General features: G+C 43.1%; 27 protein-coding genes. 21 read left to right on the top strand and 6 right to left on the bottom strand.

All coding sequences use genetic code 11. The features are described 5' to 3' along the window. The first annotated feature begins 60 nt into the window (after positions 1-60). The 19 genes from ACJBF3_RS21700 (at position 61) to ACJBF3_RS21610 (ending at position 15,784) form a co-directional block, all read left to right on the top strand. Positions 61-234: a hypothetical protein gene (locus tag ACJBF3_RS21700; protein ID WP_031942299.1), complete on the top strand. Its 174-nt coding sequence runs from the start codon at positions 61-63 to the stop codon at positions 232-234. Between the two features lie 63 nt (positions 235-297). After that, positions 298-1,425, top strand: coding sequence for a DUF3150 domain-containing protein (locus tag ACJBF3_RS21695; RefSeq protein ID WP_000174396.1), 1,128 nt, complete (start codon positions 298-300; stop codon positions 1,423-1,425). A gap of 77 nt (positions 1,426-1,502) precedes the next feature. Then, complete coding sequence (locus ACJBF3_RS21690) at positions 1,503-3,509, top strand: VWA domain-containing protein (protein ID WP_233904144.1); 2,007 nt, start codon at positions 1,503-1,505, stop codon at positions 3,507-3,509. A gap of 72 nt (positions 3,510-3,581) precedes the next feature. Further along, positions 3,582-3,803, top strand: coding sequence for a hypothetical protein (locus ACJBF3_RS21685; RefSeq protein ID WP_000192120.1), 222 nt, complete (start codon positions 3,582-3,584; stop codon positions 3,801-3,803). 113 nt (positions 3,804-3,916) lie between these two features. Beyond that, positions 3,917-5,149, top strand: a complete 1,233-nt coding sequence (locus ACJBF3_RS21680) for a toprim domain-containing protein (RefSeq protein WP_000220379.1) — start codon at positions 3,917-3,919, stop codon at positions 5,147-5,149. Between the two features lie 269 nt (positions 5,150-5,418). Then, positions 5,419-5,940, top strand: coding sequence for a hypothetical protein (locus ACJBF3_RS21675; RefSeq protein WP_001011130.1), 522 nt, complete (start codon positions 5,419-5,421; stop codon positions 5,938-5,940). 78 nt (positions 5,941-6,018) lie between these two features. Continuing rightward, on the top strand, positions 6,019-6,897 hold the full coding sequence (locus ACJBF3_RS21670) for a hypothetical protein (protein ID WP_000762003.1): 879 nt from the start codon (positions 6,019-6,021) through the stop codon (positions 6,895-6,897). 69 nt (positions 6,898-6,966) lie between these two features. Beyond that, on the top strand, positions 6,967-7,902 hold the full coding sequence (locus tag ACJBF3_RS21665; RefSeq protein ID WP_000691119.1) for a hypothetical protein: 936 nt from the start codon (positions 6,967-6,969) through the stop codon (positions 7,900-7,902). Positions 7,903-7,970: 68 nt separating this feature from the next. After that, on the top strand, positions 7,971-8,891 hold the full coding sequence (locus ACJBF3_RS21660) for a hypothetical protein (RefSeq protein ID WP_031942300.1): 921 nt from the start codon (positions 7,971-7,973) through the stop codon (positions 8,889-8,891). Positions 8,892-8,957: 66 nt separating this feature from the next. Continuing rightward, positions 8,958-9,578, top strand: a complete 621-nt coding sequence (locus ACJBF3_RS21655; protein WP_031942301.1) for a hypothetical protein — start codon at positions 8,958-8,960, stop codon at positions 9,576-9,578. A gap of 489 nt (positions 9,579-10,067) precedes the next feature. After that, positions 10,068-11,024 carry a hypothetical protein gene (locus ACJBF3_RS21650; RefSeq protein WP_000149830.1) on the top strand — a complete coding sequence of 319 codons (957 nt, stop codon included), beginning with the start codon at positions 10,068-10,070 and terminating at the stop codon, positions 11,022-11,024. A 263-nt stretch (positions 11,025-11,287) separates the two neighbouring features. After that, positions 11,288-11,563, top strand: a complete 276-nt coding sequence (locus tag ACJBF3_RS21645; RefSeq protein ID WP_001004201.1) for a hypothetical protein — start codon at positions 11,288-11,290, stop codon at positions 11,561-11,563. Between the two features lie 44 nt (positions 11,564-11,607). Continuing rightward, a complete protein-coding gene (locus tag ACJBF3_RS21640; protein ID WP_000578891.1) occupies positions 11,608-12,198 on the top strand; it encodes a hypothetical protein in 591 nt (196 codons plus the stop codon). Between the two features lie 7 nt (positions 12,199-12,205). Beyond that, positions 12,206-12,463 carry a hypothetical protein gene (locus ACJBF3_RS21635; RefSeq protein ID WP_001371933.1) on the top strand — a complete coding sequence of 86 codons (258 nt, stop codon included), beginning with the start codon at positions 12,206-12,208 and terminating at the stop codon, positions 12,461-12,463. 73 nt (positions 12,464-12,536) lie between these two features. Further along, positions 12,537-13,073, top strand: a complete 537-nt coding sequence (locus ACJBF3_RS21630) for a hypothetical protein (RefSeq protein ID WP_000107167.1) — start codon at positions 12,537-12,539, stop codon at positions 13,071-13,073. A gap of 16 nt (positions 13,074-13,089) precedes the next feature. Further along, complete coding sequence (locus ACJBF3_RS21625) at positions 13,090-13,536, top strand: hypothetical protein (protein WP_000549069.1); 447 nt, start codon at positions 13,090-13,092, stop codon at positions 13,534-13,536. Positions 13,537-13,626: 90 nt separating this feature from the next. Next, entirely contained in the window at positions 13,627-14,589 is a 963-nt protein-coding gene (locus tag ACJBF3_RS21620) for a DNA replication terminus site-binding protein (protein ID WP_000119428.1), read from the top strand. Positions 14,590-14,598: 9 nt separating this feature from the next. Further along, complete coding sequence (locus ACJBF3_RS21615; RefSeq protein ID WP_001198595.1) at positions 14,599-15,504, top strand: hypothetical protein; 906 nt, start codon at positions 14,599-14,601, stop codon at positions 15,502-15,504. Next, positions 15,440-15,784, top strand: a complete 345-nt coding sequence (locus tag ACJBF3_RS21610) for a hypothetical protein (RefSeq protein ID WP_001805195.1) — start codon at positions 15,440-15,442, stop codon at positions 15,782-15,784. Before ACJBF3_RS21615 ends, ACJBF3_RS21610 begins: the two co-directional genes overlap by 65 nt. Positions 15,785-15,805: 21 nt before the next feature. On the opposite strand, the gene ACJBF3_RS21605 is transcribed toward ACJBF3_RS21610, so the two are convergent. After that, positions 15,806-16,981: a tyrosine-type recombinase/integrase gene (locus ACJBF3_RS21605; RefSeq protein WP_000795949.1), complete on the bottom strand. Its 1,176-nt coding sequence runs from the start codon at positions 16,979-16,981 to the stop codon at positions 15,806-15,808. Between the two features lie 169 nt (positions 16,982-17,150). Between ACJBF3_RS21605 and ACJBF3_RS21600 the strand changes: the two genes are divergently transcribed. Beyond that, on the top strand, positions 17,151-17,363 hold the full coding sequence (locus ACJBF3_RS21600) for an Hha/YmoA family nucleoid-associated regulatory protein (RefSeq protein ID WP_001285422.1): 213 nt from the start codon (positions 17,151-17,153) through the stop codon (positions 17,361-17,363). A 360-nt stretch (positions 17,364-17,723) separates the two neighbouring features. Beyond that, positions 17,724-18,806: a hypothetical protein gene (locus ACJBF3_RS21595; protein WP_001232447.1), complete on the top strand. Its 1,083-nt coding sequence runs from the start codon at positions 17,724-17,726 to the stop codon at positions 18,804-18,806. 165 nt (positions 18,807-18,971) lie between these two features. Here the strand turns inward: ACJBF3_RS21595 and ACJBF3_RS21590 are convergent, their stop codons facing one another. The 5 genes from ACJBF3_RS21590 to ACJBF3_RS21570 form a co-directional block, all read right to left on the bottom strand. After that, complete coding sequence (locus ACJBF3_RS21590) at positions 18,972-20,471, bottom strand: helix-hairpin-helix domain-containing protein (RefSeq protein WP_001284318.1); 1,500 nt, start codon at positions 20,469-20,471, stop codon at positions 18,972-18,974. Positions 20,472-20,496: 25 nt separating this feature from the next. After that, entirely contained in the window at positions 20,497-22,134 is a 1,638-nt protein-coding gene (locus ACJBF3_RS21585; protein WP_000081060.1) for a PP2C family serine/threonine-protein phosphatase, read from the bottom strand. Then, positions 22,134-23,174 carry a TerY-C metal binding domain-containing protein gene (locus tag ACJBF3_RS21580; RefSeq protein WP_001253656.1) on the bottom strand — a complete coding sequence of 347 codons (1,041 nt, stop codon included), beginning with the start codon at positions 23,172-23,174 and terminating at the stop codon, positions 22,134-22,136. Before ACJBF3_RS21580 ends, ACJBF3_RS21585 begins: the two co-directional genes overlap by 1 nt. An 84-nt stretch (positions 23,175-23,258) precedes the next feature. Continuing rightward, positions 23,259-23,897 carry a VWA domain-containing protein gene (locus ACJBF3_RS21575; protein ID WP_001253658.1) on the bottom strand — a complete coding sequence of 213 codons (639 nt, stop codon included), beginning with the start codon at positions 23,895-23,897 and terminating at the stop codon, positions 23,259-23,261. Next, entirely contained in the window at positions 23,897-24,538 is a 642-nt protein-coding gene (locus tag ACJBF3_RS21570; RefSeq protein WP_000116681.1) for a TerD family protein, read from the bottom strand. Before ACJBF3_RS21570 ends, ACJBF3_RS21575 begins: the two co-directional genes overlap by 1 nt. Positions 24,539-24,542 lie beyond the last annotated feature (4 nt).

The raw sequence follows: 24,542 nt of genomic DNA, 5'->3' as shown, positions 1-24,542 counted from the left end.
AGTACGGATGGTGCTGCTACCATTGCTATAGCAAAAAACGGAACTAATTTTACTGGACTTATGCAACTGAATAACGACTATTCTTTATTGTTTTATCATGATGGTAAAATAAATATGGAAGGTATAATTAAAGAAATGGAATTAAAAGGTTATATGTATCAGGGAGCAATGGGCAATGATGATGTTGCCGCTGAGTTTCCCGGTATTCTTTTAATTGCGCCAGAGAAGCTTTAATATCAACCCTATCGGGAAATCTTTCCCGTTGGGGAGGGTTTCCCCTTTTTTTTGGAGAAACCCATGACTTTAAATACTTCAATGCTTAACAAAGTATCTGCAAAACAAATCTCTGAGAATTTTGCAAAATCATATCCAGATTTACTGGAAGGTGCAGTTATAACAAAAATTGAAATAAGTGGCTGTCAAGGATCGCGTCGAACCGATAAAATCGATTTGTCTTATGATGGAGATGATATTACGGATCAAAAAAGCGTATCTAAAAGCGAAGTACGTTGGATTGACATAAAAGCCCTTAGCTTCAAAAGTACGATTACCAGCAGAATATCAACCCTTTGCTCACGCTTGTGCATCCGCTATAGCAATATGTGGATTTTACCAGTTTCCAGTATGGAAGAGTTTCTGGAAGGGGCCCAAGAGATTGAACGAGAGTTTCAGGCAGGTATTCAAAACGTTGTAGACAATTATGAGATGCATATTGAGGCTGAAAAAAATAGAAGCCCAAGAATGTCTTCTTTGATTGATCAGTTGAAATTAACTAAAGATGATTTCATAAAATCCTTTAGATTTAATATTGCTCACTTTATTCCTTTTACGCCTATTAGCGTTGAAGGTGATGAAACCCAGGACTACTATCAGGAACAATTGATAACAGATCTGGCAGAAGAAGCAATGAGGGTTTATGAAAAAATTAGTAAAAATAATAATTTGCGCTCAAGTACTATTGACCGACTGAAGCAAATGCAAAATAAGATCATTAGCTTCATGTTTATACATAAAGAGGCGGCAGTACTTGCAGAAGCTATAAAACACATAATGAATAATTTACCTAAAGGTGCCATTTCTGAACCTCGCGACGTTGCGGTGTTACAGCAGTGGTTTTATTTCATGAGTGATGCTTCAATGTTAAAGCGTATTATTTCAGGAGAGCAAAAGGTTACTGACTGGTTGGAATCTATTACCAGATCATTTAATCAAAGCTCACAAACAGAACCGAACGCGCTACAGAACACAGGTATTGAAGCTATTTTAGATTCAACAAATGTGTTTCAGGTTGAACCTGTCGTAGAGAACGATATAAAAAACAGCACGTTTTCAAACACTGATTCTGTAGCTGAACCTGAGAAATCAGTTTCGCAACAGGAAGACAATGCTGAAAATGGTTTTGATATCGAGCTCAAAGGCTGGTAACTGTTTGCTTTATTAAAAACCCCAGATGGGTACTTCACCATCTGGGTGAGTACCCCTTTTTTATAAAGAGGTATTCTATGAAATTAGATCTTAAATCATCGCCGCGCCATATTAAGCGTTTACAGAATATAGCAAAAGTCATTAGCGGCTTAGGCGATGTAAGAGTTGTAATAGACGACAATACCAAAGGACCGTATTTTGATCCTGTCAATAAAGTTTGTGTTTTACCAAACGGCGATTATAGCGATGATGACTTTGTCAGTCTGATTGAAGGTTTTACCTGTCATGAAGCTGGTCATGGTCGCTATACCGTCAGTGAGGTTTACAGTGACGCCTTTAATAGTGTTCTCATGTCATCTGAAGGGTTTACACGCTTCGATGACGGAATGAATGCAGAGTTTGAGAGCCTCGCTGAGAAACGTAAAGCTTATAGCAGGGCAAAACGTCTTACCGGGCTTATAAATCTGTTCGATGATGTACAGATGGAAGAGAAGGTTGGTAACGATTATCCGGATGCAAAGCGGCGGCTTGCAGCCACTTACGCACTGATGGTTAAAGCCGGAAGGATGACTCCTGATATATCTTCTCGTCCGGAAAATCCTGTCCTATTTATTGAGTGGTATCTGCTTAACTCATTGCGAGTAAAAGTCCTTCAGCAGGTAGGTCACAAAGAAACCCTCGATCCGTTTTTTGACTATGCCCAAAAGATACTTTCTCCAGTAATTTCTGATGTTGAGGAAATTTTTCATGATGCTCTTGGTTGTGAAAATACTCAGGGCTGTGAATCCCTTGCTCGTAAGACCCTGGCTCTTTTAGAGAGACTGCGGGATGAGGCAAAGGAACAACAGCAGCAGACAGAGCAGGAGGAGCAGGAGGCATATGATGAATCCGAGACCGATACCGATACCGAATCAGAAGATAAATCGCTTACGTCGACTGATAGTCGTGAGGATGATTCTGAGGACGATAGTGAAGGTCAGGCAGATACTTCCGATAACGCTGATCTTGCTCAAGAGGGATGTTCTGAGCCTTCAGAACTTGCTGAAGATAACGAGGGAAATAATGAACCCACCGGTGGCAATCCCACGGGTGATAACATTATTGAAGACGATACTGATGCGATTAACCCTTCCGAGAGTGAATCAGATGAAGCCAGTTCGACTAACGTTGAAGATGAAAGTAACTTTTCATCGGCTCAATGGGAGATACTGGCAGATTTGTTGGATGCCTTTCTTAGCAGTGATGAGGATAGCGAAGATTATCACGATGCTTTGGCTAAAGAGATTGAAGGTATTGCATCAAAAGTATCCGATGACGTGAAAGCCGAATTCGGTGCTTCTGAATGTGATATCCCTGATCTCCTTATCGATTTGAATGTTTACAATGAGGCTTTGTCTCTGAGTCATTCAATCGGTAGCGACTTGTCTGTTTTACAGCAGGTTAAAATGCGTGGCCGAAACAAAACTCATGAGCGTGGAATTACCTTCGATGGAAATCGATTAATTCTGTCACAAATGGGAGTTCGTGATGTCTTCAGAGCTCAAAGCGAATCTAAAAATAGAGGGCATGTTGGCCTCGTATTAGTTCGTGATATTTCAGCGTCAATGGCTAATGATGAAAGATATATTCATGCCATTAAGTCAGATCTTGCTTTATCGATGGCCGCTGAAAGTTTGTCAAAAATGCATGTCTCCAATATAGTTTTTCCCTTCAAGGAAAGTGAATTTGAGATTATCAAAACGTTTGATCAAAGCGTTGAGGAATCTCTATCGAAATTCACTCTTGGATGTAAGGGTTATTATACCCCTACGGGATCTGCTTTAATGGCAGCTGTTGATCTGTTACTTGACAGCCAATTCGATAGGAAAATAATTTTTCTTATAACTGATGGTTATCCGAATAAATCGGAATTTACTATCGTCGAAGTTATGGAAAAGGCTAAATGTAATGGAATAGAAATCGTTGGTGTTGGTATTAAGACTGATGAAATAATTGGTTTTGAAACGGACACTTTCGTAACAGTTGATGATACTTCTTTATTGTCTATTGAAGTCAGTAAGCTAGTTCATCAAATACTTTCTTAATAAACTCTACCCAATCGGGGCAAAAAGGCCCCGGTGGGTCTTTTTGCTCCATGAAGGAATAAGGAGCAAAATATGACTCAGATAAAAACTTACCGTGTAGAACATGAAAAAGTCGGTGCGATGCATAAAGTCCGTATTTTCGGACGTGTTGGTGAAGTTATAAGCAATGATAGCCCTCAGGAAAGAATCTTCCGCGAAGTCACTATAGCGGAGGGTAATAGCCAGCAGGCTGCGTTACTTGTAGATAACTACATACAGCGTCTTGAGAATAATGGCTTCACGACTGAAGCATAAATGTTGAGGGCCCCCGGGCCCTCTTTCTTAAATTCTGCGTTGTGGGTTTCTCCCTGTCTTCTGCACCGCAGAAGGCATTGAGAAACTCACAATGCCAGATAAGAGAGATCATCATGACTTATGCATCCCCGGCTCTTCGTCGTAAACCACAGGAAGTATCTGAACACTTTATTAAACTCGTTCATGCTCGAATTGCTGAAGTGTCTGGCTGGAAGTATATATTCGAAAGAATACCTGCTTTCAAAGACGCTTGTGCAAAAGCCCCGAGCCAGGTTCCTTGCCCGTTTACTGGCGCAGGGAAATCGAAGTTTCGTTTCCGGCAAAAAGACCTTTATACCGGATGTGCGATCCATAATGACTTTCCGGTAAATGAGTTTTGCGACGGAATTGATGTTCTGGCGAAATATTATGAATTAAGTAAAACGCAGACTTGCAAAAAGATTCTCTCAGATTTTTTCGGGATGGATCTGCATGCTCCGTTAACTGACGCCGACATTGAAAATGAACGACGCTATAAATCAGCAGTTCGTGCCACAGAAACTCTTGACCGAGAGGAAGTGGCAAAGCGAATGCGAAAACTTGATGTGATGTATCACTATACCGGTGAAATAAAGCCTAATACTCCTGTTGCTTTGTACCTCCGTAATCGTGGGATCTCCCGCTTACTGAGTCACTTACCAAAGGATTTAGGCTTTAATAACCGGATCTACTATTGGGATAAAGATAAGCAGAAATCGATTATCTATCCGGGAATGATTGCAATCTATCGTGACACCCGAGGTCGGCCTCTGACTATCCATAGAACATACGTAGACAAAAACGGTGATAAGGCACCTGTAGAAAATCCAAAGCTGATGATGAAGCCTCCTGCCGATATGACAGGTGGCTCAATTCAGTTGTTTGACCCTCACTATGATTCAGGTAGTTCGACCTGGACACTGGGAGTGGCTGAAGGGATCGAGAATGCGCTTTCTGTTGTAGAAGCGACTTCAACACCATGCTGGGCAGCCAGCTCCGCATGGTGCCTTGAAAACGTTACTGTTCCTGATTTTTTACTGCCTCCGCCGGATGTAAAATATATAAACTTTTATATCTGGGCGGATAAGGATATTGCTAACTCACAAGGCACTCGTGCCGGTATCGAAGCTGCTCAGCGACTTCAAAGCCGCATGGTTGAGTTTTTGGCTAAACGATATCCCGCATCAAAGCTGACAATTGAAGTCTTCGAACCAGCACAAGATATTCCTGATGGGAAAAAGGGTATCGACTGGAACGATGTTCTCCAGTTAACAGGGCAGGATGGATTCCCGATTCACTGGGCTCCTGAATGTCTTAATCAGCTGTAACAACGATAACTCCCCCGCATTTTGCGGGGGGGGTTATCTTATCAATATTATTTTTTAAATTGTATTGATAAGATAACCGCTTTCCTTCGTGATAATTACCTGCCTTTAAGGTCTTTTCACGGCTGAGATGCTTGCTCAGTTAAATAAATGTGCGGTACTACTGGCTATGGTCGGTTGTATGACATGGTTATTCCATAAACTATTAAAACCCATAACGGGAGTATTACCGTTATGGTGATGCTCGTCGTTTTACATCGGAGAGCATTTTAATGAATTTTCAAACTAACGAAGTTTTTAATAAATTTGCTGCTGTTATAAAATCGCGCATCGTCAATGAACCATCGTCATGCTATTTGCTGCATGATAATGAGATAGATATAACGATTTTGAAACATGGCATATTAGAAAATGACAGAAACCTGTTGTACGTAGTTCGTCCTTCAGGAACGTGTTTGTTGCGTTGTGACAAATATTTCTATCCGAAATATTATCTTCGTTGCCGTGGAGATTATAAGTCATTCATATATGTCCATCTTGATCTACATAGTGGTGAAGCTAAAGAAATCACATGGGAGCAAGCAGACGATATGCTGTCTAGTCCAGGAAAACCCCCATTAAAAGGAAATCTTGGACGATTTGAGTATATAAAAGTTGTGGTTGAGGACCTTCGTATTCGAGGTTACGCTGATTATCTTCCTGCGTATAATCTTGATGACCTTCGCCGTTTTGCCTTACAGGACGACCGCCCATCCCTTGTCAGATACATTGACAATGTAATGGCAACGGTCTGATTGGTTGCTAATTGATTTACATATTTTCCCTGATGGCCAACCTGCATCAGGGAGGCCTCAATAACGACTGGAGGCTGTATGAAGTTAGCTACGGACCTGGTAAAAGCTATTTTGATTAGAAATGGTGTTGAACCAGTAAATATAAGCGAATCATCTAAATTATCTTTGAAACAACCACTGACAGAACTTAAATTCAGTTTATATTTGCGAACTGAGCATTTATCTCACTTCCTACCCGGTTATGTTTATTCTATAAAAGAATGTCCACTGTCATATGACATCGGGATCGAAATTCAGAAAATCTTCGAAAGTTTACATTTGTTAAACGAAGAATTTGAATCCCTCGGTTTTGTTTCTGTATGGATAGAAATGCATCAAAGCATTTTTGAACAAAGTCGGTTTAAGAAAAGTAACTTTACTTTTCGGGAGGAAGAGGTCGAGCTTGCTAAAGGGCTTGTTTGTTCTCACAATTCACAAATAAGTAATGCGGCTTATTTCTGGCTTCAGCACTTTGAGGAGTTTATGATTTATGTTCGTAATAAGCTTATCGACCTCTTTCGAGAGGCCTATGACCTGATCCTTGGAATGCAGCAAGTATTTTTCATTCGGGAAAAGGAAGAGCTGTTGAAAACTATAAGTTATGGGGATGACCTGTATGAGGTGAAATTAATGGCGGCTGAGCTTTACTCTATCGAACAGAACTTAAAGTGTTCTGAATCGATAAGTACAAAATCTCAAGCTTCGGCATATATTAACCGCATCCGTGAGTTTGTGCGTTCGGGGTGGAGGCAGGGCTATATAGTCTGCCATCATAAGCGAAGTAATCAAATCTCATCATTGTCATTACCGATGTACTTGAAAGATACGTCAGGCCGAAGTGCTCGAAAGCGAGTAAAACGTCTTATATCTTCTACAGTTTGTGGTAGAAATAAAGATTTAGGTCTTACAGATTTTTAATTAAATTATACCCATGTGGGGATCACACCCCATATGGGAGTGATCCCTTTTTTATTGAGAGAGGATCACATGAAAATTATCGAAAAAATCATTAATGCCTTTTTGGTTGTTCAACATAAAAAAATACAGGTTAAAAACATTACATTTTTAGACAATGGGCAGGGCATGTTCTCTGGTATGTCTTTTGATGCTGATGTTTCACTGGAGTTTATGTATGAATCAGCAAAAGCATATAGTTCTTGTTTCTGTGATATTCCCTTTCCAGGTTTTGAAGATGCAAATCTGGAGGAAATTACGAAATTTCAATTAGATGCTTTGAAGCAAAGAAAGAATCATTCTTTCATTGTTAACCATTTGAGGTTTCCTATAGTTTTAAGGGAAGGGTGCAAAATCGAAAGAGGAGAAGTCTATTCAATTTCGAATTGCACTTATAATAAAGAAAGATTGCAGTATCTTTTTTCTCAGGATATTTACGGTAAGTTGTATAATTCCTTAGAGAAAGAATTAAGCTCGTTTTTCTCATTTATCAATGTTGAGGTGCACGAGTTGTTAAAAGATGCTGTATGCTTTGCATTAAAAATCCTGAATAAGATATCTTTGGATACACCTGAAAGACTTATTAAAGCTTTTAATTATCGTGACTGGTATTGTAGTTACGATGTTGAGCTTTTTAGGAAAGGCTTACCTGGTCATATTCTGGAAGAGCTCATTGCTCCAGATATCTTACTTTCAGACCTTAACGGTTGTAGAAAAATACTTAGAAATGCAAAACGATTTCTAAATGGACATACAAAAACCAATTGTGTTTATATTAAATATGAATGGTGGTTGGGGCCTGTGGATACCTCACACTCAGCTAAGTTGATGTCTGACAAAGAAATTAACAACCGAAGTGACTTGAAGAATTTTTCAAAGGTCTTTTTCAAAGAGTGTTTAAGTTCTGGTAAGTCGGAATATGAAAACCATCTTAGTGAAAAAGAACATGCGCTTCGCTACAATTATTAATTAAAATTATTTTCTCCCATAGGGATTTCTCCCTTTGGGAGAAATCCCTCTATTAAGAGGGTATTTAAATGAATGCGATACAAAAGTTAGTTGAATCTATTCTTGTTAAAATGGGTTTTGTTGGCGCTGTAGTGGAAAATATATATTTGGATTCAAAACCATTTCGGCATATTCGATTTGTGGCTGATATTCCAGTAATATCTTTTCTACCTCATTTGGTGAAATATCTTAAGGGCGCAGACCATCTTTACTGTGGTAACGATGATTTGCATCCTCTTTTCATTTATTTTTCCGAAGCGGCTACATTAAAAGCAGGCCCTGTAAATCTCGCGAACTTTCGTTTTGAAGTTTCTATAGCTTCAACTCATTTACGACTGGTCTCAGAGAAGCCTGATTTGCTTATCAAAGGATTTAACCGGGATAATCTAGAATACGTTTATTACCGCTCAGATTTGGCCTCTAAGGATCTTATACTAGGCCTTGTTGAACACGGTTCTCCTTTCATAAAACATCTACATGGACTTATACAAAAGCGAATTTTAAACGAGTTCTCTCTGATTTTTTCTGTTCTTGAAAAGATTTTAGAAAGCGCGAAGCCACAAATTCTTGCTTGCTTCCATAGTGTTGATTATGAAATGAACGTAAAAATAATAGCCGAAGCTATACCTGAAACTGTATCTAATCAGATAGTCACATCTGATTATATAGTTAATTCTATATCAGATGCGGACAAGTTTATAAATCATGTTCGTCGCTATTTAGCAGGCAGGGTAATGAAGAGGCGGATATACGCTGAATTAGATGTTTGTGAAGAAACATCAAATATTTCACTAGTGAACTTAGGATGCTTTACGTCTCCTCTGCTCGTTACGGAATATCAAATGTTTAAGCCACACTCTTCAGGGTTATATCGAAAAGCTATAAACAACTCCTTAAAACAGTTCAAACCAGAAATGCATGTACCTTCTGAAGAACTCTTTTATAATTAATCTAACCCATCCGGGAACTTGCTTCCCGGTGGGAAGCACTTCCTTTTTAGTCATGAGGTAGTGTAAATGTTTAAAGAATCTGACCACGTGGAATTTGTTAGTGCCTTTCTTTATCAAAATTTAGGCCTTAATGTTCCCGCTGACGATATAACCGTTCAATTATCTGATACTTCGTTCGACAAAGTAACCTTTGATTACGATGTAGATATCGATAATTTAAATTGTATGTTGGATCTCTACATATCTGAACTAATAAAGCACAACGCATCTTACTCCGATTCTATTCTTTTGAAACAAAAAATAATTTATTTTCTTGGAGTATTTAAGAATTTCGGATTTTTTACGTTTGATATTCGCGGATATAGTAATACTTTAAGCCCAGTTAAAGTTATTGATATTGTTTCAATGATTATTAATGACTGTGAAGAGTTATCTAAAGCTAATTCTTCTACTGATGCTATAAGAAATCTTTATCTCGATAAAATGAAGGTGGATGGGAAAGTGTTAGTTGCGAAATTTGCACTTAAACAGTTTTTTCATTCCGACTTTGGTGACTTTATCTCATTTGTCGAGAAAAGAATTACAGATTGTCTTAATGAAACTTTAAGGATTATCAAAGCTGTTGAACATGGCTTTGTACGTGTTGGGCAGCATAAGATTAATCGCCGTATTAATGATGACTTATAGTTATGCATTGATTTCAATACTGATGATTATCCGGCAAATATGCCAGATATATATATTAAGTTTAACGATACATTTGATGGGAACGGGGCGTTATATTGTGACAATGATGCCCTCATATCCCTCTATACCGATGTTGCTTCAATTATCAATGTGCCGGTGATGATGGAAGTAAGATTGATCAATAAAAGAGGGCGTGTTGTCTGTGATTCTTCGCATTCAACTTACGTATCTCTCGAAAGTAATGACCGATACAGAGTAACTGATCGCACATTACTAATAACTGAAGCTTTTGACGATTTTCGTAACGCGTCTCAATGATCCTTTTGCTTCAGTCCAAAAAAGTAACTTTGGTTGGCTGAAGACACTTGTCTATGACAATGTAAAATCTGTCGCTGGCATCTTCTTTTAGCTTAACCAAACTTTTATCTAACCCAGTGGGGAAGTCGCTTCCCTTCTGGGGCACTTCCTCTCAAATTTGAGGTAGTGTATATGACACATTCATCTGATGATAAAAACTATGTCCGAGCAGTTCTGAGCTATCTTGGCATAGATTTTGATGAGGCGGATATAGTATTAAGTGTTTGCCATTGTCAAAGTGACGAGCTTTCTTTTACCTGTAATATCAAAGCTATTGAACTCAAGAATGCTGTTGATTTATATGTCGATAGTATCTCTGAGAATGAAATAGAAGCTTTAAACAGAGAATCTTTAAAATCTCGACTCTGTTACTTTCTTGAGGTGTTTGACGCAGTCTCTGGTCAGTACCTTGAGATTTCAGGAAAACACTTTGCAACTAGCCGTTTTGAATATGATGATGTTTGTAGTGAAGTTCTTAGCATGTCTAATGATGTTTCTCAGTCGAAAGGTTATGACCGGGATGAATATAACAGACTGATGCAGGTTGATGGTCAGGTTATGATTGCCCGTTTTGCTTTGCAACAGTTCTGGGATACTCATTTTATTGGACTAATAACATTTGTATCTGAGTCTATAACATCGAGCCTCTATAAAGCTTATGAAACTTTTAGTGATATAAGTTTGGCTTGCTATAAACTGAGTGAATATTCTTATTCACGCTCTATCAACAGTGAATTGACCCTTAATATTTCACTTAAAGAAAATGACTTCTGTGAGGACCTATCTGATTGCTATATGGAAGATGAGGCTTTACCTTCTGGTAGGGTAATTTCTCGACGCAACAATGACTCCATAATAAGTATTTATGAGAGCTATGCTGCGGCTTCTTATATTCCGATGATTGCATCTTTGGAAGTCGTTGATGAATACGGCGAAGTGGTTACTGACCTCTGCCATACCGTTTATGTTTCAGAGTTAACCGGTGGGCGGATTAAAATCCACGACCGTAATGACTTAGTATCTGAAGTTTTCGATAACCTAAGAAATTTAAATCTTGCAGTTGGAGATTCAGTTTCACAAGCTGCTTGATTCTTTCCCTGATTTTGATTTTTTCTCACATACTCTTATGGCACGGTTTCCGTGCCTTTTTTTTGCCTCGCTTACAAGCGTCTACTCCTCTTCTACCTATCCCACCTTACATCACCACTTAAAATCTATCTTTCTAATTCCATTATCCTTTTCGTAGCCTCTAATGCTCTGGTATGAACATACTCTTTAAACTCAAAAAAGTGCTATTAACGAAAAAAAATCCCTAAAGAGATTTGTATACTGTTCTCAACCAAGGAGAGCTCATGAATGAACTAAAATCCAAAAACGAGAACAGTACCAAAAGCAACTTTCCCCCGGTTGATAATCAGTTTTGCTTTTACCATGTTGATTTCAGCATAGAACGACTACTTTCAACGGCCGAGGATCTCCAGCTTGAGTACATCTTCCAGAAACCTGGAAGTGAAGTAAGAAAGGATTTGGTTGAGCGATTCGAACGTGGAGAGCGCTTTGTTACAGCTTCACACTGTGACAATTTCTGTGAAATCCTTGGTTGTCAAGGCCATCAGGAAAATGCATAAACCCATAAACCTACATTTCCACTTTTAAGGATGTTCACTAAAGAATGATTGGAGAAAGTATTTTTGACTGGGTAATTTACGGAATATCCATTTTGATATTTGCCTCAGCACTAATTGAAGGAAAGACAACTCGCTACCCAGCACTTTTTTTCTATGGGAGTTTAATTTTAATGTTAATCCTGATAGTTGCTGGAGGCCTTAACTGGTGGTTCTACAGGTCAAAATATGGCGCAGTAATCGTTATCTTCACAGTGGTCTCTTTACTGATGACTCGATTCCGCCTGGTCATATATAAATTAAGATTAAGAAAGTTAGTTTCAGAAATCAGATTTCGTATAAAAACGGGTTTTCGTATAATTCTTGTTTTGTCGGATAATGAGGATGAGCGTAATGTTCTGCTGTCTATGCTTAGCAACGTATTGCCAGAGCAAACGCTTATTCACACGCGTGATGCTCTCGGACCTCATTCAGAGCCTATCCTAAAAGCTCTTGAGCTACATCATCAACAGGGAACAGGTTACATACTCGTCTGTGAACAACAAATCTCAGCGCGTACGTGGTTGAGTATCGTAGAAAATGGGAAACCTGATACATCTATAGCTGTTAATTTTCATTCGATCCCAGAAATGGAGTGATTTTTCAATGAGTAGAACCGTTTCACAAAGTGTCACAGAAGATTGTCTTTTTGATACCCGCACACAAGTCAGATTACAACTAAGTCGAAGCGTTCATAAAACGCTGGCATCTGCTAAAGAAATTTTACAGGGAAGGGGGGTTGATTCGGTCTCTATTGAAGATCTTGTGCGAGCCTGTCTTGAAGAGAACCAGCCAATTGATCTAGCCTCACTTTACCTTGAAAATCTCTTAAAACAGAAAGGTACCAGCATTTGCGATTTTTAGTGTTTTCAAACCTATTAGATAAAATGCCGGTTGTGTTTATATAACATCAATAATTTCATGCAACAGGTAAAACATGAGTACTCAAAAGCAACTTTCCAGAACTACCGGCACTGAACGTATGTTTAAGGAAGAGCTGGCGTTATCCTTAATTTGTTGGGTTTTCACCAGTCCTTTTACCAACTGGACCGATAAAGTCTTCAGTGGTATTGAAGTTCCGTCTGAAGGACCGTCATCATTACGGGGTGAGACAGAAAAATTCTTTCGTTTTGTCGTTAATGAAGAAGGCTACGACGCAGGAAGGGCTGCTATTGGTCTTGACCTATGTTGTTTTTCACTTCCGTTGTGTTTGTTCCCGGACGCTGCCCTGTCTGAGGAAGAGGTTATGAGTAAGTTAACCGGAGAAGTTATCCATGGAATTCTTCTTTCCTTACCTGAGTTTATTGATATGCCAGAAGTGCTCGCTTACCAGGTCAGGGATGAAATTCTTGCTTTTAACACTCGCTGTGGAGACGGGATCTTTCATGGTTGGAACACGGCTTCAGAATTGTGGAAGTTTGAAATCTTTCCCCGCACCACCATCATGATGCAGCATACTTCGGCAATACATTAAAATTAGGCGGGGCAGAATGCATAAAAAACTTTTTCTTCTCGAATGGAAACCCTGTCAGAGCCGCGTATGGGCCGGTTGGATGGCCCTGTGGTTGACTATCAGTTTTCTGATGTTATCTGCCTTGCTTATGACAGATCATCTCCTGAACAAAGTCATCCTGCCGCCAACATGGTTGTTGATCTGGTTTTCGCCAATGCTGGGGTTTTTGATAAAAGTTCGCGTCGTCGAAACTCAACATTTCCTGGAGCATGACCTCTGTGTTGCAGGTTTCTCTTTTTACCGCTGGAAGAGGTTAGTTTCTCCCGGGCTTTGGTCAGTTGACTGTATAAATGGTCGTTTTCGCCTCAATCGGATCACCCAGGTGGGTAAGACTATCCACTATCCATGGCGTCTCCATTATCATCCTTTGTTCATGAGCCCTATCGAACATAAATCGCATGCTGTGAAAGCTGTTTCAAAATGACTTCTTTAGAGGTTTACATGACATTTATGTTCTGCAAGGTCAGCCTGGGCAGCAAAATTGATTGGAAATAACATGAGCCTGGAGAAACGTATGAGTTATGACGATTTGCCCTATTTTCGTGACCAGATTCTGGAACGCATCGACTCGCTCAAGTGTTTTCTTTCGAACACCCCCCCGATGATGGCAAACCTGATGACTGTCTCCACCGTATCTAGAACAGAAGAGCGCTTGAAGCAGGTTAAACCCATCAGGGTTAGTATTAAAGACGATGCTTCGGTTGAGGAAATTATTCAGGCACTTACTGACATCTGTGTGGATGACATAGAGTCATTAAGTCATGATTCCACCAAAGTAACCACTAAATACCCGGGTCTAATCATTGTCCCCGAAAGAGCAGATCTTCTCGAAAGCTTGATCACTTCTATAAACGAAGCAAAAAATGATTTTGCTGCGGCAATGAGGCGTATCGATAATAAAAAGAATGTCCGTTTTGATAAAGTGCACAAGAAGCTCCCGGGCCTTGTCGCTATGCACTCAACAAGAAATATCCTTTTCATCAAGTCCCAGCTTAAAAAAGTTACTTTTTCATGGCGGCTAAACCGAAACCAGGAAGTTAAAACAGCAGAGCAACTTGTGAGTTTGTTGGAGCGCAGGAGAGCCTCAGAAGTAAAAAATGTAGCAACTACCAATTTGAATGTCGTGTCTAATATCGATAAGGCTTTACACCGTCTTGAATTTCACCCACTGAAGCAGGGCGAATCTTATCGCCTTTGTCGAACTAACTCTTTCCCTGTTCCGATTGCTCACATTTTTGCATTTAGGCCTGAAGGGCAGGAACGAAACGGGAATAAATATGCTGAGACTGATTATTCAGTAGTAAAAGCATCCTTGCCCATTTTCGCAGCAGGCAACATACCTCAATTAAAAACGCTCTCTGACTGGGCTCCTGAAAACAGCCAGGGTCCGTCCAACCAACGGAAGCTGAGCCTGAAATATACAGAACTCGTGCCGGGGGCTGAGCTGGGCATTTTCATTGTCAGCCCCGAAAATTAAGGAACAACAATGCAATGGATTTCCACAGCCAGCCAGAAAATCGATGAGCGTCTCTATCGTGTCTGCGTCTGGGTAAAAAAATATCACGCTGATGCGATTAACCGCGTTGTGCTAACCGTTGATCTAAGTAAAGCCCGACATGACCCTGACGAGGACCAGGTAAGAGCAGAGCTGCTGTGCGGCCATTATTTTTTGCTTCGTAAGGAAAACGCTTCGAACTCTGCGCCTGACGATCAAAAGTTTGCTTTCCTGCCTGACGGGCGCAATCTGTGTTGGCAGACCGCAACCCCGGTGCTTCAGCATCTCCTACTCAATAAAAACGTTCCTGAGTCGCTGAGGTTGCTTACGGACTACATACATATGCGTCTGGCCAGGCTGACAATGGTACCTATGTCCGGAACCATCATGAACGAGGCTCTGCTGGACAGCATCAGCTGGGTTAAGGTGGATTTGACCTACTTCTGGCAGTACGAACAGCTCAGCTCTCATCTGGGACCCATCCAGATAACCCACAAGGCACTTGTACGCTTCGGGCACCTGGCAAAGAATGATGAAAACTCCAGTGCCATAAGAATTCTGCGTCAGCGTCTGTCTTCAGAATTCTTACAAGAATTTCAGATGGCTGAGGATGAGCTAAAGCGCAAACAGTCGTTGATGGGCACCATGGACGTGAAAATGCTGTTTCATGCTCATTACCCCAGCCAGAAGATGCTGGTGGCTCGATATAAAAATGGTTGGGTAATGGTGGATTGTTTTCTGTTTCACCATACCAAACCTAAGAAAAAAGCAAAAAACAAAACTACTGTGGCTAAGCCTCAACTTAAACAGACTAAAAGAGAAGGGAGTGAAAATGGAACTGGGCATTATGGTGTGCATCGTGTTGTTACTCTCAGTGGCGGCGGCGTGGATCAGTAATAAGACAGTTGATTTGCTCGAAAGATTCTATTTCAAGCGTCCGCTGAGCATGGAGTACGCGGCATGGCTACGTGTAATGTGTGCAGGCTTGTTATTAGTTTTTATTCAGGTTGCTCCCCAATTTACACTCCTGTATACCCTTAAACTTGTCACGCTTATTAATCTTGGAATCCAGACAATGAAATTAAATGGCGTGTACAAATATAAAAGGACGGGAATTTTGCCTCCGGGAGGGGCACTCTCTAATCTCACCAGACTTAACCCGTTCAAGAAAAAATAAAGTTATGCGCCCGTGAGGGCGCTATTCATCAAAGGCATTTCGCATAAGCTTGATCATGGCTTTTTTACCAGCTTCAATATTGCGAATGTAGCGCATAACCATTTCTTCATTCGACCAGTTCCCCATTTCCATAATCTGTGGTAGCGAGTAACCTTCAATATCCAGCTGTATCGCACCGCCTACACGAACGCTGTGCCCTGTCCAGTAACGGGTTTTAGTCTCATTTGGATAAAGCTCATTCCACATTTCTTTAAATGCCCGTAAAAGGGAATTTTTGCTGAGCATACCGGCATCGTCCACAGTGTCTTCCTCATCTTCATCGTTCAGAAGACTTTGTTTAGCACGGTAGGGCAGGTTATGCCGTTTAAGAAGCTCAGATAGCTCATTCCCTTTACTCCGAAGCTTCCAGCCGGGTGGCATATAGCCTGTATCATGGAAATTTACGGCCTGGAAAAGGTATTCATCCGGATGACTGTGCTGATCCATTTTCACAAGGTTCATCAATCTCAAGAGGCAGTTAGTTAACTGACGTGTCAGCCGGTAGGTAAGAAGTGTACTGATGTTCGTTTTTGTACGGTATACCGTCAGGTTAAATTCACCGGTCATACTATCCAGAGACAGATCTTTCAGACGTATACGGCGAATTTCGGATGAACGGAGCAGTGTTTCAAAGCCTGTCCAGATCAGGCACAGGTCACGAAGCTTACGAACTGAGTTTGTAGTACTGCGTAACTTTATCAGAGCCTTGAGATCGCCAATAAGAAAGGGAGTTGCCTGTTTAGTCGTCTTTCGCTTCCGGGCTTCCGATTGTTTTAAGGCTTCCAGCATGTACCATGCTTCAGACGTAATAATCCCGGGCAGGTTAAGCCCTTTTTTATGGATACTGTTTAAGGCCTGAAGACAGCTGTTTATGCTGCTTCGTGACAATTTGCCTTCAAGATGCCCCATAAACGCCAGCAGAGCTTCCTCAGACACGGGGAGCGAACTTACTGGCCAGTCTGTATGCAACCGGGCATTCGCCTGATACCATTCGTTCCATACTCGTAGCCAGTGCAGATAGGTTTTAGCTGTGTTGTATCTCAGATGGGAAAAGTAACGGATCAAGCGTGAAAGCTGTTTATCATGGTTGCCGAACGTTTCCAGCTGCTGATGCAATTCGCTTTCCGAAAACTGTCTGATCACTGATTGATTCTTCATCCTGCTCACCGGGATACACTGGTTTTATTTACAGTCATTTTAGCACTCATGTACCTGGTTATGAACAGGGTGGAAACAACGAAAAAGGTTGTGAAATCGTTAGGCTTAAGTGAAAAATGATATTAAGATTATCCCTGGCCAGTTGAGGCCTGTCTAAAGAAGGTTGATTATGTCTGACACAAAGCAGTCTTATTTAATGAAATTCCGTAAGTGTAGTTCGTTCGAAACGCTCGAAAAAGTATTTGAAAGGTTATGTGAAAAAAACTCGGGTGTCGCCTCTCTTGAAATTTCTGGTGCTTATGATCATCGTAAAGCTGAACTGACAATGAAAAAGTTATATGACAAAGTTCCTGCGAGTGTGTGGACCTTTGTTCGCGAGTAATTATTGATATTGGCACAACAAAAAGACTGTGTCTGGATTTGAAAATAGTTTATGCCCCTTTCGGGGCTAAAGGCACTGTAATAGCCTGTCTTTTTAACTTTCTTATTAAGTTCGGAGAAAGACTTTAATCATAAGCCAAGCCCACTGCTAAATACATCCGATATTCTCCTTAATTTTAGAAGTTGTGATAAAAGTTACTTTACCTAAACTTCTCTCTCCATATTTGTAAGGCTCTCATTTGATTCTTGTCAAACATTAATCTGGAAAACTAAAAAATCATTTCTTTTAATTCGTTTTACAGAAATCCTCCTCCGTTATTTCGGATATAGTTTGAATAATTATCAAAAACGGGGTGCAGCCATGCGTAAGAGTTACACATTTGGTATTCCATTTGGACTCCAGAGAGAATCAGGACTCTTTTTAGATATTACAGAGGTCAGCCGGGGTATCGACTGTAACTGCATCTGCCCCGCTTGCAAAACTGATCTGTTAGCAAAGCAGGGGGAGGTCAAGCTTTGGCATTTCTCACACAGTACTGCTGTAGCCGGTGACTGTGATGGTCTGATGGAAGCCATCCGGGGAAAAATTATTGAAGTCATCAACGAGCACCAGGTTCTTGGTTTCCCAAATCTTCTCGCTGGCGACGATGGTGGGCCGGTTTCACTGAATGAGGTTATTGGAAGCGGCAGTATGTTCGGAGGCACAGCTGATCTGTTCGTAAAGGTTAATGATTTATGTGTGGCCGTCTTTCTGGACAGGGATCGTAGCATTTCTGCGAAGTTAACCTTTGACCACCTTCATCCTTCCGAAAGAGTTGCCGCATTGCGTATCGATCTTCCAGATATTGAATATGAAATCAGTCAGGTGCAGCTCGGGCGACGTAAAACAACATACAGTGAGTGCATTGAAAGCCTGATCATTGATGAGACCAGTTCCCGGGAATGGCTATATCATCCATTAATGCATGAACTTGAATCTGAACCTCTTCAGGAGTATCGGGGACGGGAGCCTTCAGAGGAAGGGCCTCTTCTTCAGCGCCTTGCTGACTGTAAGATGAAATTGCCTGATATCCTTCCGGGCAGTCATAACGCGTTAGTCAGGTTACAGCAGGATACGATTGTATGTCTGTGTCGGTTAACGGTTCGGGCTTATGACATCGCTCAGACCGATGAATTTCCTTTGTTCCTTCGCTATTTCAGGTTGCACTGCCTGGAAAACAGCGAACATGTCAGTTACGAAAGACTGATCTGCTGGCAGGAAATGATTTCAAAAACCCAGGAAGGCCAGTCCTTGACACAAAACGAACTTGAATATCTTCATGAGATTGTCCGCATCGCCTTATACAATCACCGGCTTAACAATGTCAGTATTTCAGATGTTAAAAACCATGACACAGGAAAGGAGAGCGGCAGGGTAGAGCCACAAAACTATTCACTCTTATAAATAAATTGGGCTTTGCGCATTAAACCCTTGCCGCAGGAGGTGTACCGCATATCCGGCACAGACAGTCAGTTTTTCTGGCAGCTTAAATTTGACACAGCTTAATATAGTGATTCATTAAACAGGTTCAGTATGCTGCCAGAACGTTTTAGTCGTTATGGGCGTCCGTTAGTTTTCTACTAACTGAACGACGACCAGCCTGCCGCCTTCCTCCTTTGACAGAACAAACTGAGCGTTATTCGTCAGTTCAATTTTTTCCCCAATGGCAATCTGTCGTTTATCCGGTAATGACATAAGCCCATTTATGCCTTCATTTACTAACCACCACTGATCGTTATGGAAAACAAAATACCCAACTCGTTTCCTTTGCAAATCGGTTGTACGCTCATTTGGCGCAATGAGGCGATTCACATGCCACGCATAGATTGACTGCCCGCTCCACACCATCAACCGGTGGTCGTCAGGACGATAACTGCCTTCCTTTCGGGAAGAATATAAATTTAGAACCGGTAATTTACCCTTGTATGGCGTACCGCAGTAGGGACAAACCGGCTTTGTCTTACCCGAGAAAACGTACCATTTCTGTTCACACGCCTTGTTCTGGCAGGGCTGTATCAGATCGACTGTTTTAACCAGGGCGCTTTCCCACTCATCGGCGGTCGGGCGTTTAGTGGCATCGTGTAAGCCATCTATAAAGGCGCGCTCAAACAAAGGTGTCAGATAAGGGCCCATGATGGTGTAAGGAATTTTCTCCGGGTCAGCCCAGGGCAGTGAAAAGGACGATAGCTGACTGACTTTGACTGCATTGCTTTTGTCTGTCGGATGTTCAATGAAGAGTGCCTTCTCACCCATAGATAAGGTCTCATCACGTACTTCATCCGACATGTCATGTATTTTTCCGCCACGTAGCGGATGACGGAAGAACAGATACATGTAGATAAGCACCGACAGCGCATGACGGTCAGTAGTAATGCTTGGCAATACGCGGTTCGGATCCTCTTTGGAAAGATGACTGGTTTTCACCACTTCCGGAGCGATAAAATCCGGGGTGCCCACCACGTCGGGAGGATACTTTCCAGGGACAACCAGGCCGTCTACGTCAATGATGCAGGCATGTCCCATTTCTGGATCGATAAGCACGTTTTTATAGCTTAGATCGCTGTGACAGAGACCTGCCGCATGCATCCTTCTGACGGCTCTTGTCAGCAGCAGACAGACCTTGAGATAGGTAAGCGTATTGCCTCGTTCACGTGGGTCGAGAAATTTGTTCTGGTTGCTGGCGCTGGCAAACCATTTGCCTTCCTTTTCACGACCTTTTATGCCAAGAAAATCATCGTTTTTAGAGCCGTATTTAAAGAAAAAGTAGCTTTTGTAGGTTGGAACCACGATGCCGATTTTATGCCCATGCTCAACAACATGGGTCGGCCAGCAAAACAGGTCCTTCCAGTATTCACCTCCGGACTGGCCAAAAATGTTTTGCCTGTAGCGTCCGGTGATCATATCAATCCGATCCCGGGCCTGCTCGTTCTGCGGTTTATGATAAAAAGCGACGACGTATGATTTATCAGGCGAAAAGTAAACATCCTTCATCGAGCCCGAACCAATTACCTCGTCAACATACTGGACTGTTTCGCCGTCCTTTGTTTTGCACGTAACGATATTTGCCATATTGATCACCGAAAAAGCGTATCCCTTACCACAACACCGCAATAGTGCGGTCATCATGGTTCCCTGTGGAGAAAAAGTTAAGCCAGTCGCCTAACCTCTCAGGCGCAATACTGGCGTCTGTAAGGACAGGGTTGAGCTCATCAACGAGACGGGTCCATTTTTCGTCACTGCGAAGCCCATTATCCGTCTCAAACAGAGGGTCTGAGACGCCGTCTGTCATGAGGATCAAGTGAGATACATCATTCCATTTACCCACGCTGATGCGGCCGCTAAACGAGGGGTCTGCGATAATGCTCTGGTCAAGGAAACGGGTTTGTCCTGCGTATTCTCCGCTATCGGGATTTCCCAGTATCCTGACTTTACCGGAAGGGCTGTATGCACCTATCGCACCATCACCAAGCCAGAATGCAGTCGCAAACAGCTCGTTATCAGTTCGTAGCGCTACAGTTGCCAGAAGGGTTGTTGAATAGGATTTCACAGGTTGTTCTGCACAAATGGCTTCGTTCTGGATACTGTTGACCGCGAGCGTAGCTGCCTGTTTAAAATGATGAAGCATGGCGTTTATTGTTGCCTGCTGATCGCTCCCTTCCCACGCCGTGATGTGCTGCTTTAAATGGACGCCTTTCACACCACTGAGCTGATTTAAAAGGTAATCGCCAGCCGTTTTGACTGCAATCCGGGAGCCTTCCCGGGAATTTACCGCACTACCGGCTCCGTCTGCGACCAGCATGACAGACCATCCTGTTTCCTGGCAGTGGTTGATGTAGAAGTCGTCATCTCTGAAGCTTCCGGCATGCTCATGAGAGCGTCCCCGGCGACTGGCGGCAGCAATACGTATATCACCCCTGACCAGGCCAGCAGCGTCCAGATGGGACTTAGGGTAGGGAGCGTCTGCTGGTGGCTCTACCACCTTCCACAGGCTTCTCGGATCGGGATTGATTATAAATAGCTGTTTTGTTTCACATTCGTCGTGCGACGTGCATGACCAGATTACTGAAAGCTCTATATCGCCGCTTTCGGTGGGAGTACCTGTCAGCAACTCCTGTTCTTTGTCAAAAGACAGGCCAATGTTCCGGGGAAAGACAACGTCCCTGACAGTAGCCTGCTGGCCCTCACCCAGAACGATAGCAACCGGCGAAGAGAAACGTTCGCCTGCGCGGGCGTTGGGGATCGTTATTTTAGCTCTCGGGGGAACGGCAGGTGGCACAGCTAAGCTGGCCCGCTGCTGGCCTGTCGGTATCTGCCCGGGTTTTAATACCAGGGAAGACAGGTTTTCGTCTTCCCTCTGTGCTGGTTTATCAAATTCGTAATAAGGCATCAGCTTCCAGAACGGAGGATGAGGCTCATTTTCTGGCAGGGGTTGCAGTGCTGATGTATCGGTAGCGTCAATGCCCGGGTTATCAGCAACACTTACGACCGTTTGTTGCTGATCGGAAAGACTGGATGCTGACGAGGCGGCAATCTCTGCGTCGTTATCACCTTCGCTAACCCGCGCAGATAAACCCTGTGCAAGGCTCTCAATCCGCTCTTTAAGCCGCATAATTTCTTCGGTAAGGGATGGGTCCTGCGATAGAAGTAAAAGCCGCTCACCTTCAACAGGGTGGCCCAGCTCAGACAGAACTAAGCGGATAATCTTCTCTTCAAGTAAAGCATTTTGCGACATCAACCTCTCCCTCTGTTTACGTCGAAGTTAGTGTTTCCGCCATCATTGCTGAATGACAGGCCTGTTTCACACCACGGGCAGATCACGTCATCCGGGCCGTCAATACACAGCAACTTTCCGCATGAGCACAGGGCAAACGCACTGGCATTACCGCAGTGGGGGCAACCCGGTACGCCATGCAGTTCGCTGGTATTTACCTGCAAACCGGTAGCGGTGGCATCTGACCACGCAAAATAGTCCTCATCGATGGGATAGCATCCGGCAATATTAAAGCTGTTCAGGTTCAGACTGAAATCGAGCCCGGAAACCCTTGCTGGTGGCCGTTCATACTTCATCAGGTACGGACGACGGGTCTTGCTGCAACGGCCGGTAAGCGTAACGCAGTTTTCGTCGTACGCTTTTACTGGCTCGTCCTTGGCCAGCCGGACTATGTATTCAGTCTGGCTGAGCTCAGGTTGTTTGTCGTCCCCGACGCTGCGGCTGTGCGCCGTAACCGAGGCCGTGATCCATTTGATGAAGCGGGTAAAGTCCCCTTCCTGAGATTCGGTGAACAGCATGACATTCTCTGTCAGTTGCCGCAGGATATTCAGGTCCGCTGACGGCCCCAGGCCAACGGCAATGAGATTCACTTTACTCGCGTAGTGATCCTTCCAGCGCTTCACTTCTGCGGTTGTGTCGTCAGTCGGACGTCCGTCGGTAAGGAGATACACGACGGGTTTCCAGTCGCCTTTAGCCTCATGAGTGGTTTTTCTGACCTGGGTATCAATTTGCACGGTCAGCTCACGCAATGCAGCTCCAAGGCTCGTACCGCCGCCAACGGGAAGGCGGGGAGGGTAGAACGAGGCAATTTCGTGAAGAGGTACAATCGTACGGGCTACACCGGCAAATGCGATTACCGAGACCCAGGCTGTTTCAAGTGCGTGTGGATCCTTTCTTAAATCTCCGACGATCATTTGCAGACCATCAGTCATTTTTTTCAGGTTTTCACCAATCATGGACTCTGAACAGTCCAGGACAAAAAACACGGGAAGGCGTCTCATAATTTTCCTCGTACGGCTGGTACGGCCAGCAGAAAACGTTGCTGTACAGAAAGGTGCTGCCCGGAAACAGCACCTTTCTGTCTGTCAGAGCACCAGCTGGATTTCTGGTGGAGGAGGGGGAAGGGTATCAGTTCCGTTATTAATCCCCGCGCTTGTGCTGCCGGAAGACACGCTGGCCGATACCCATTTAAAGAAACCTGCAAACGCGGTTGAATCTAGCGTCTCCAGAGACACAACCTTATCGGTGAGCTGTTTTAAGTGCTCATGGCCTGCTTTAGGACCAACGGCGCAGGCAATGATGGATCCGAATCCCCGGCCGCGAATCGCTTTTACCGCTTCACCGTACGCCAGGGCATCAGAAGGGGTTCCATCAGTCATCAGGAATACCAGAGGACGCCAGTCTCCTTTGGTATCACCATCTGAGCGACGTACATCCCGTTCAACACACTGCATCAGACATTCAAGGGCAGCACCGGTGAACGTCCCGCCTGCGCTTGGCACAACGATGTCAGAAAACTGGAAGTCTTCCAGCGGCGTGAGAGGAATGAACTCACGCGCCTCATTGTCATAGGTGATAATGGAGATATGAACGCTTTCGAGGGCGTAGGGATCCTGGCGAAGAGCGCTAAGCATCGCCTGAATTCCAACGTTAACGGAATGGATTGACTCACCGCGCATCGAGCCGGATGTGTCGATAACAAGGTAAACAGGCAGGCGGCGCATCACATGTAATTCCTCAGGTGCGAGACAAACGAATCTGATTCTGAAGGCTCACCAATTGCCCTGAGTTTCCAGCCTGTAGCCTCGCGTATCAGCTCGGCAAAGACCATGGAGCGCTGGCTGGCGAAGGCGGGTCCGCCAGAAAGATCGAATCGTGCCATTTCAATATTACGGGCATCTACTGCCCGGATGAAGGCATTCTGAACTTTACCAAAGTGCTGCTGGAGCTTTTCACCATTGTAGATCTGAACGATGAACACAATTTTCTCGTACTGAGCGTCAAGGGAATTCAGGCGCACAATAATTTGCTCATCGTCACCGTCACCGGCTCCGGTTCGGTTATCGCCCGTCAGCCAGATATTGCCTGACTTATGGCGAAGGCTGTTGAAAAAGATGATATCGCCATTCACAAGCGTTGGTTTACCATTTTCCACATTGCCGAGATCGGTCACCTTTCCGGCTGAATTACACAGGAAAGCGATCACATCAAGGTCGTATTCTTCTTCTTTTTTACCAAAGATCCCGCCGAGAAAACCTTTCTTTTCCTCATTAATATCCCAACCGAGGCCGATAGTAACGGACGAGAGATCGTATTCATTTTTTTTCAGGCTTACGCCCTGGCCTTTGCTCAGACTGACAGACATGATA

Source organism: Enterobacter sp. PP-008-ECC_S150, from assembly GCF_045257065.1.
Classification (GTDB): Bacteria; Pseudomonadota; Gammaproteobacteria; order Enterobacterales; family Enterobacteriaceae; genus Enterobacter; species Enterobacter chengduensis.
The sequence above is the reverse complement of the archived record's forward strand: the minus strand, read 5'-3'. Positions and strand labels throughout refer to the sequence as shown.

Bases quoted from the DNA above. Each gene is read 5' to 3' on its own strand.
- ACJBF3_RS21610 (WP_001805195.1), top strand. From the start codon at position 15,440: ATGGAACTGGGCATTATGGTGTGCATCGTGTTGTTACTCTCAGTGGCG.
- ACJBF3_RS21570 (WP_000116681.1), bottom strand. From the start codon at position 24,538: ATGTCTGTCAGTCTGAGCAAAGGCCAGGGCGTAAGCCTGAAAAAAAAT.
- ACJBF3_RS21675 (WP_001011130.1), top strand. From the start codon at position 5,419: ATGAATTTTCAAACTAACGAAGTTTTTAATAAATTTGCTGCTGTTATA.
- ACJBF3_RS21580 (WP_001253656.1), bottom strand. From the start codon at position 23,174: ATGAGACGCCTTCCCGTGTTTTTTGTCCTGGACTGTTCAGAGTCCATG.
- ACJBF3_RS21650 (WP_000149830.1), top strand. From the start codon at position 10,068: ATGACACATTCATCTGATGATAAAAACTATGTCCGAGCAGTTCTGAGC.
- ACJBF3_RS21590 (WP_001284318.1), bottom strand. From the start codon at position 20,471: ATGGCAAATATCGTTACGTGCAAAACAAAGGACGGCGAAACAGTCCAG.
- ACJBF3_RS21690 (WP_233904144.1), top strand. From the start codon at position 1,503: ATGAAATTAGATCTTAAATCATCGCCGCGCCATATTAAGCGTTTACAG.
- ACJBF3_RS21660 (WP_031942300.1), top strand. From the start codon at position 7,971: ATGAATGCGATACAAAAGTTAGTTGAATCTATTCTTGTTAAAATGGGT.
- ACJBF3_RS21655 (WP_031942301.1), top strand. From the start codon at position 8,958: ATGTTTAAAGAATCTGACCACGTGGAATTTGTTAGTGCCTTTCTTTAT.
- ACJBF3_RS21635 (WP_001371933.1), top strand. From the start codon at position 12,206: ATGAGTAGAACCGTTTCACAAAGTGTCACAGAAGATTGTCTTTTTGAT.
- ACJBF3_RS21695 (WP_000174396.1), top strand. From the start codon at position 298: ATGACTTTAAATACTTCAATGCTTAACAAAGTATCTGCAAAACAAATC.
- ACJBF3_RS21665 (WP_000691119.1), top strand. From the start codon at position 6,967: ATGAAAATTATCGAAAAAATCATTAATGCCTTTTTGGTTGTTCAACAT.
- ACJBF3_RS21645 (WP_001004201.1), top strand. From the start codon at position 11,288: ATGAATGAACTAAAATCCAAAAACGAGAACAGTACCAAAAGCAACTTT.
- ACJBF3_RS21605 (WP_000795949.1), bottom strand. From the start codon at position 16,981: ATGAAGAATCAATCAGTGATCAGACAGTTTTCGGAAAGCGAATTGCAT.
- ACJBF3_RS21680 (WP_000220379.1), top strand. From the start codon at position 3,917: ATGACTTATGCATCCCCGGCTCTTCGTCGTAAACCACAGGAAGTATCT.
- ACJBF3_RS21640 (WP_000578891.1), top strand. From the start codon at position 11,608: ATGATTGGAGAAAGTATTTTTGACTGGGTAATTTACGGAATATCCATT.
- ACJBF3_RS21585 (WP_000081060.1), bottom strand. From the start codon at position 22,134: ATGTCGCAAAATGCTTTACTTGAAGAGAAGATTATCCGCTTAGTTCTG.
- ACJBF3_RS21630 (WP_000107167.1), top strand. From the start codon at position 12,537: ATGAGTACTCAAAAGCAACTTTCCAGAACTACCGGCACTGAACGTATG.
- ACJBF3_RS21625 (WP_000549069.1), top strand. From the start codon at position 13,090: ATGCATAAAAAACTTTTTCTTCTCGAATGGAAACCCTGTCAGAGCCGC.
- ACJBF3_RS21615 (WP_001198595.1), top strand. From the start codon at position 14,599: ATGCAATGGATTTCCACAGCCAGCCAGAAAATCGATGAGCGTCTCTAT.
- ACJBF3_RS21595 (WP_001232447.1), top strand. From the start codon at position 17,724: ATGCGTAAGAGTTACACATTTGGTATTCCATTTGGACTCCAGAGAGAA.
- ACJBF3_RS21685 (WP_000192120.1), top strand. From the start codon at position 3,582: ATGACTCAGATAAAAACTTACCGTGTAGAACATGAAAAAGTCGGTGCG.
- ACJBF3_RS21670 (WP_000762003.1), top strand. From the start codon at position 6,019: ATGAAGTTAGCTACGGACCTGGTAAAAGCTATTTTGATTAGAAATGGT.
- ACJBF3_RS21700 (WP_031942299.1), top strand. From the start codon at position 61: ATGCAACTGAATAACGACTATTCTTTATTGTTTTATCATGATGGTAAA.
- ACJBF3_RS21575 (WP_001253658.1), bottom strand. From the start codon at position 23,897: ATGCGCCGCCTGCCTGTTTACCTTGTTATCGACACATCCGGCTCGATG.
- ACJBF3_RS21600 (WP_001285422.1), top strand. From the start codon at position 17,151: ATGTCTGACACAAAGCAGTCTTATTTAATGAAATTCCGTAAGTGTAGT.
- ACJBF3_RS21620 (WP_000119428.1), top strand. From the start codon at position 13,627: ATGAGTTATGACGATTTGCCCTATTTTCGTGACCAGATTCTGGAACGC.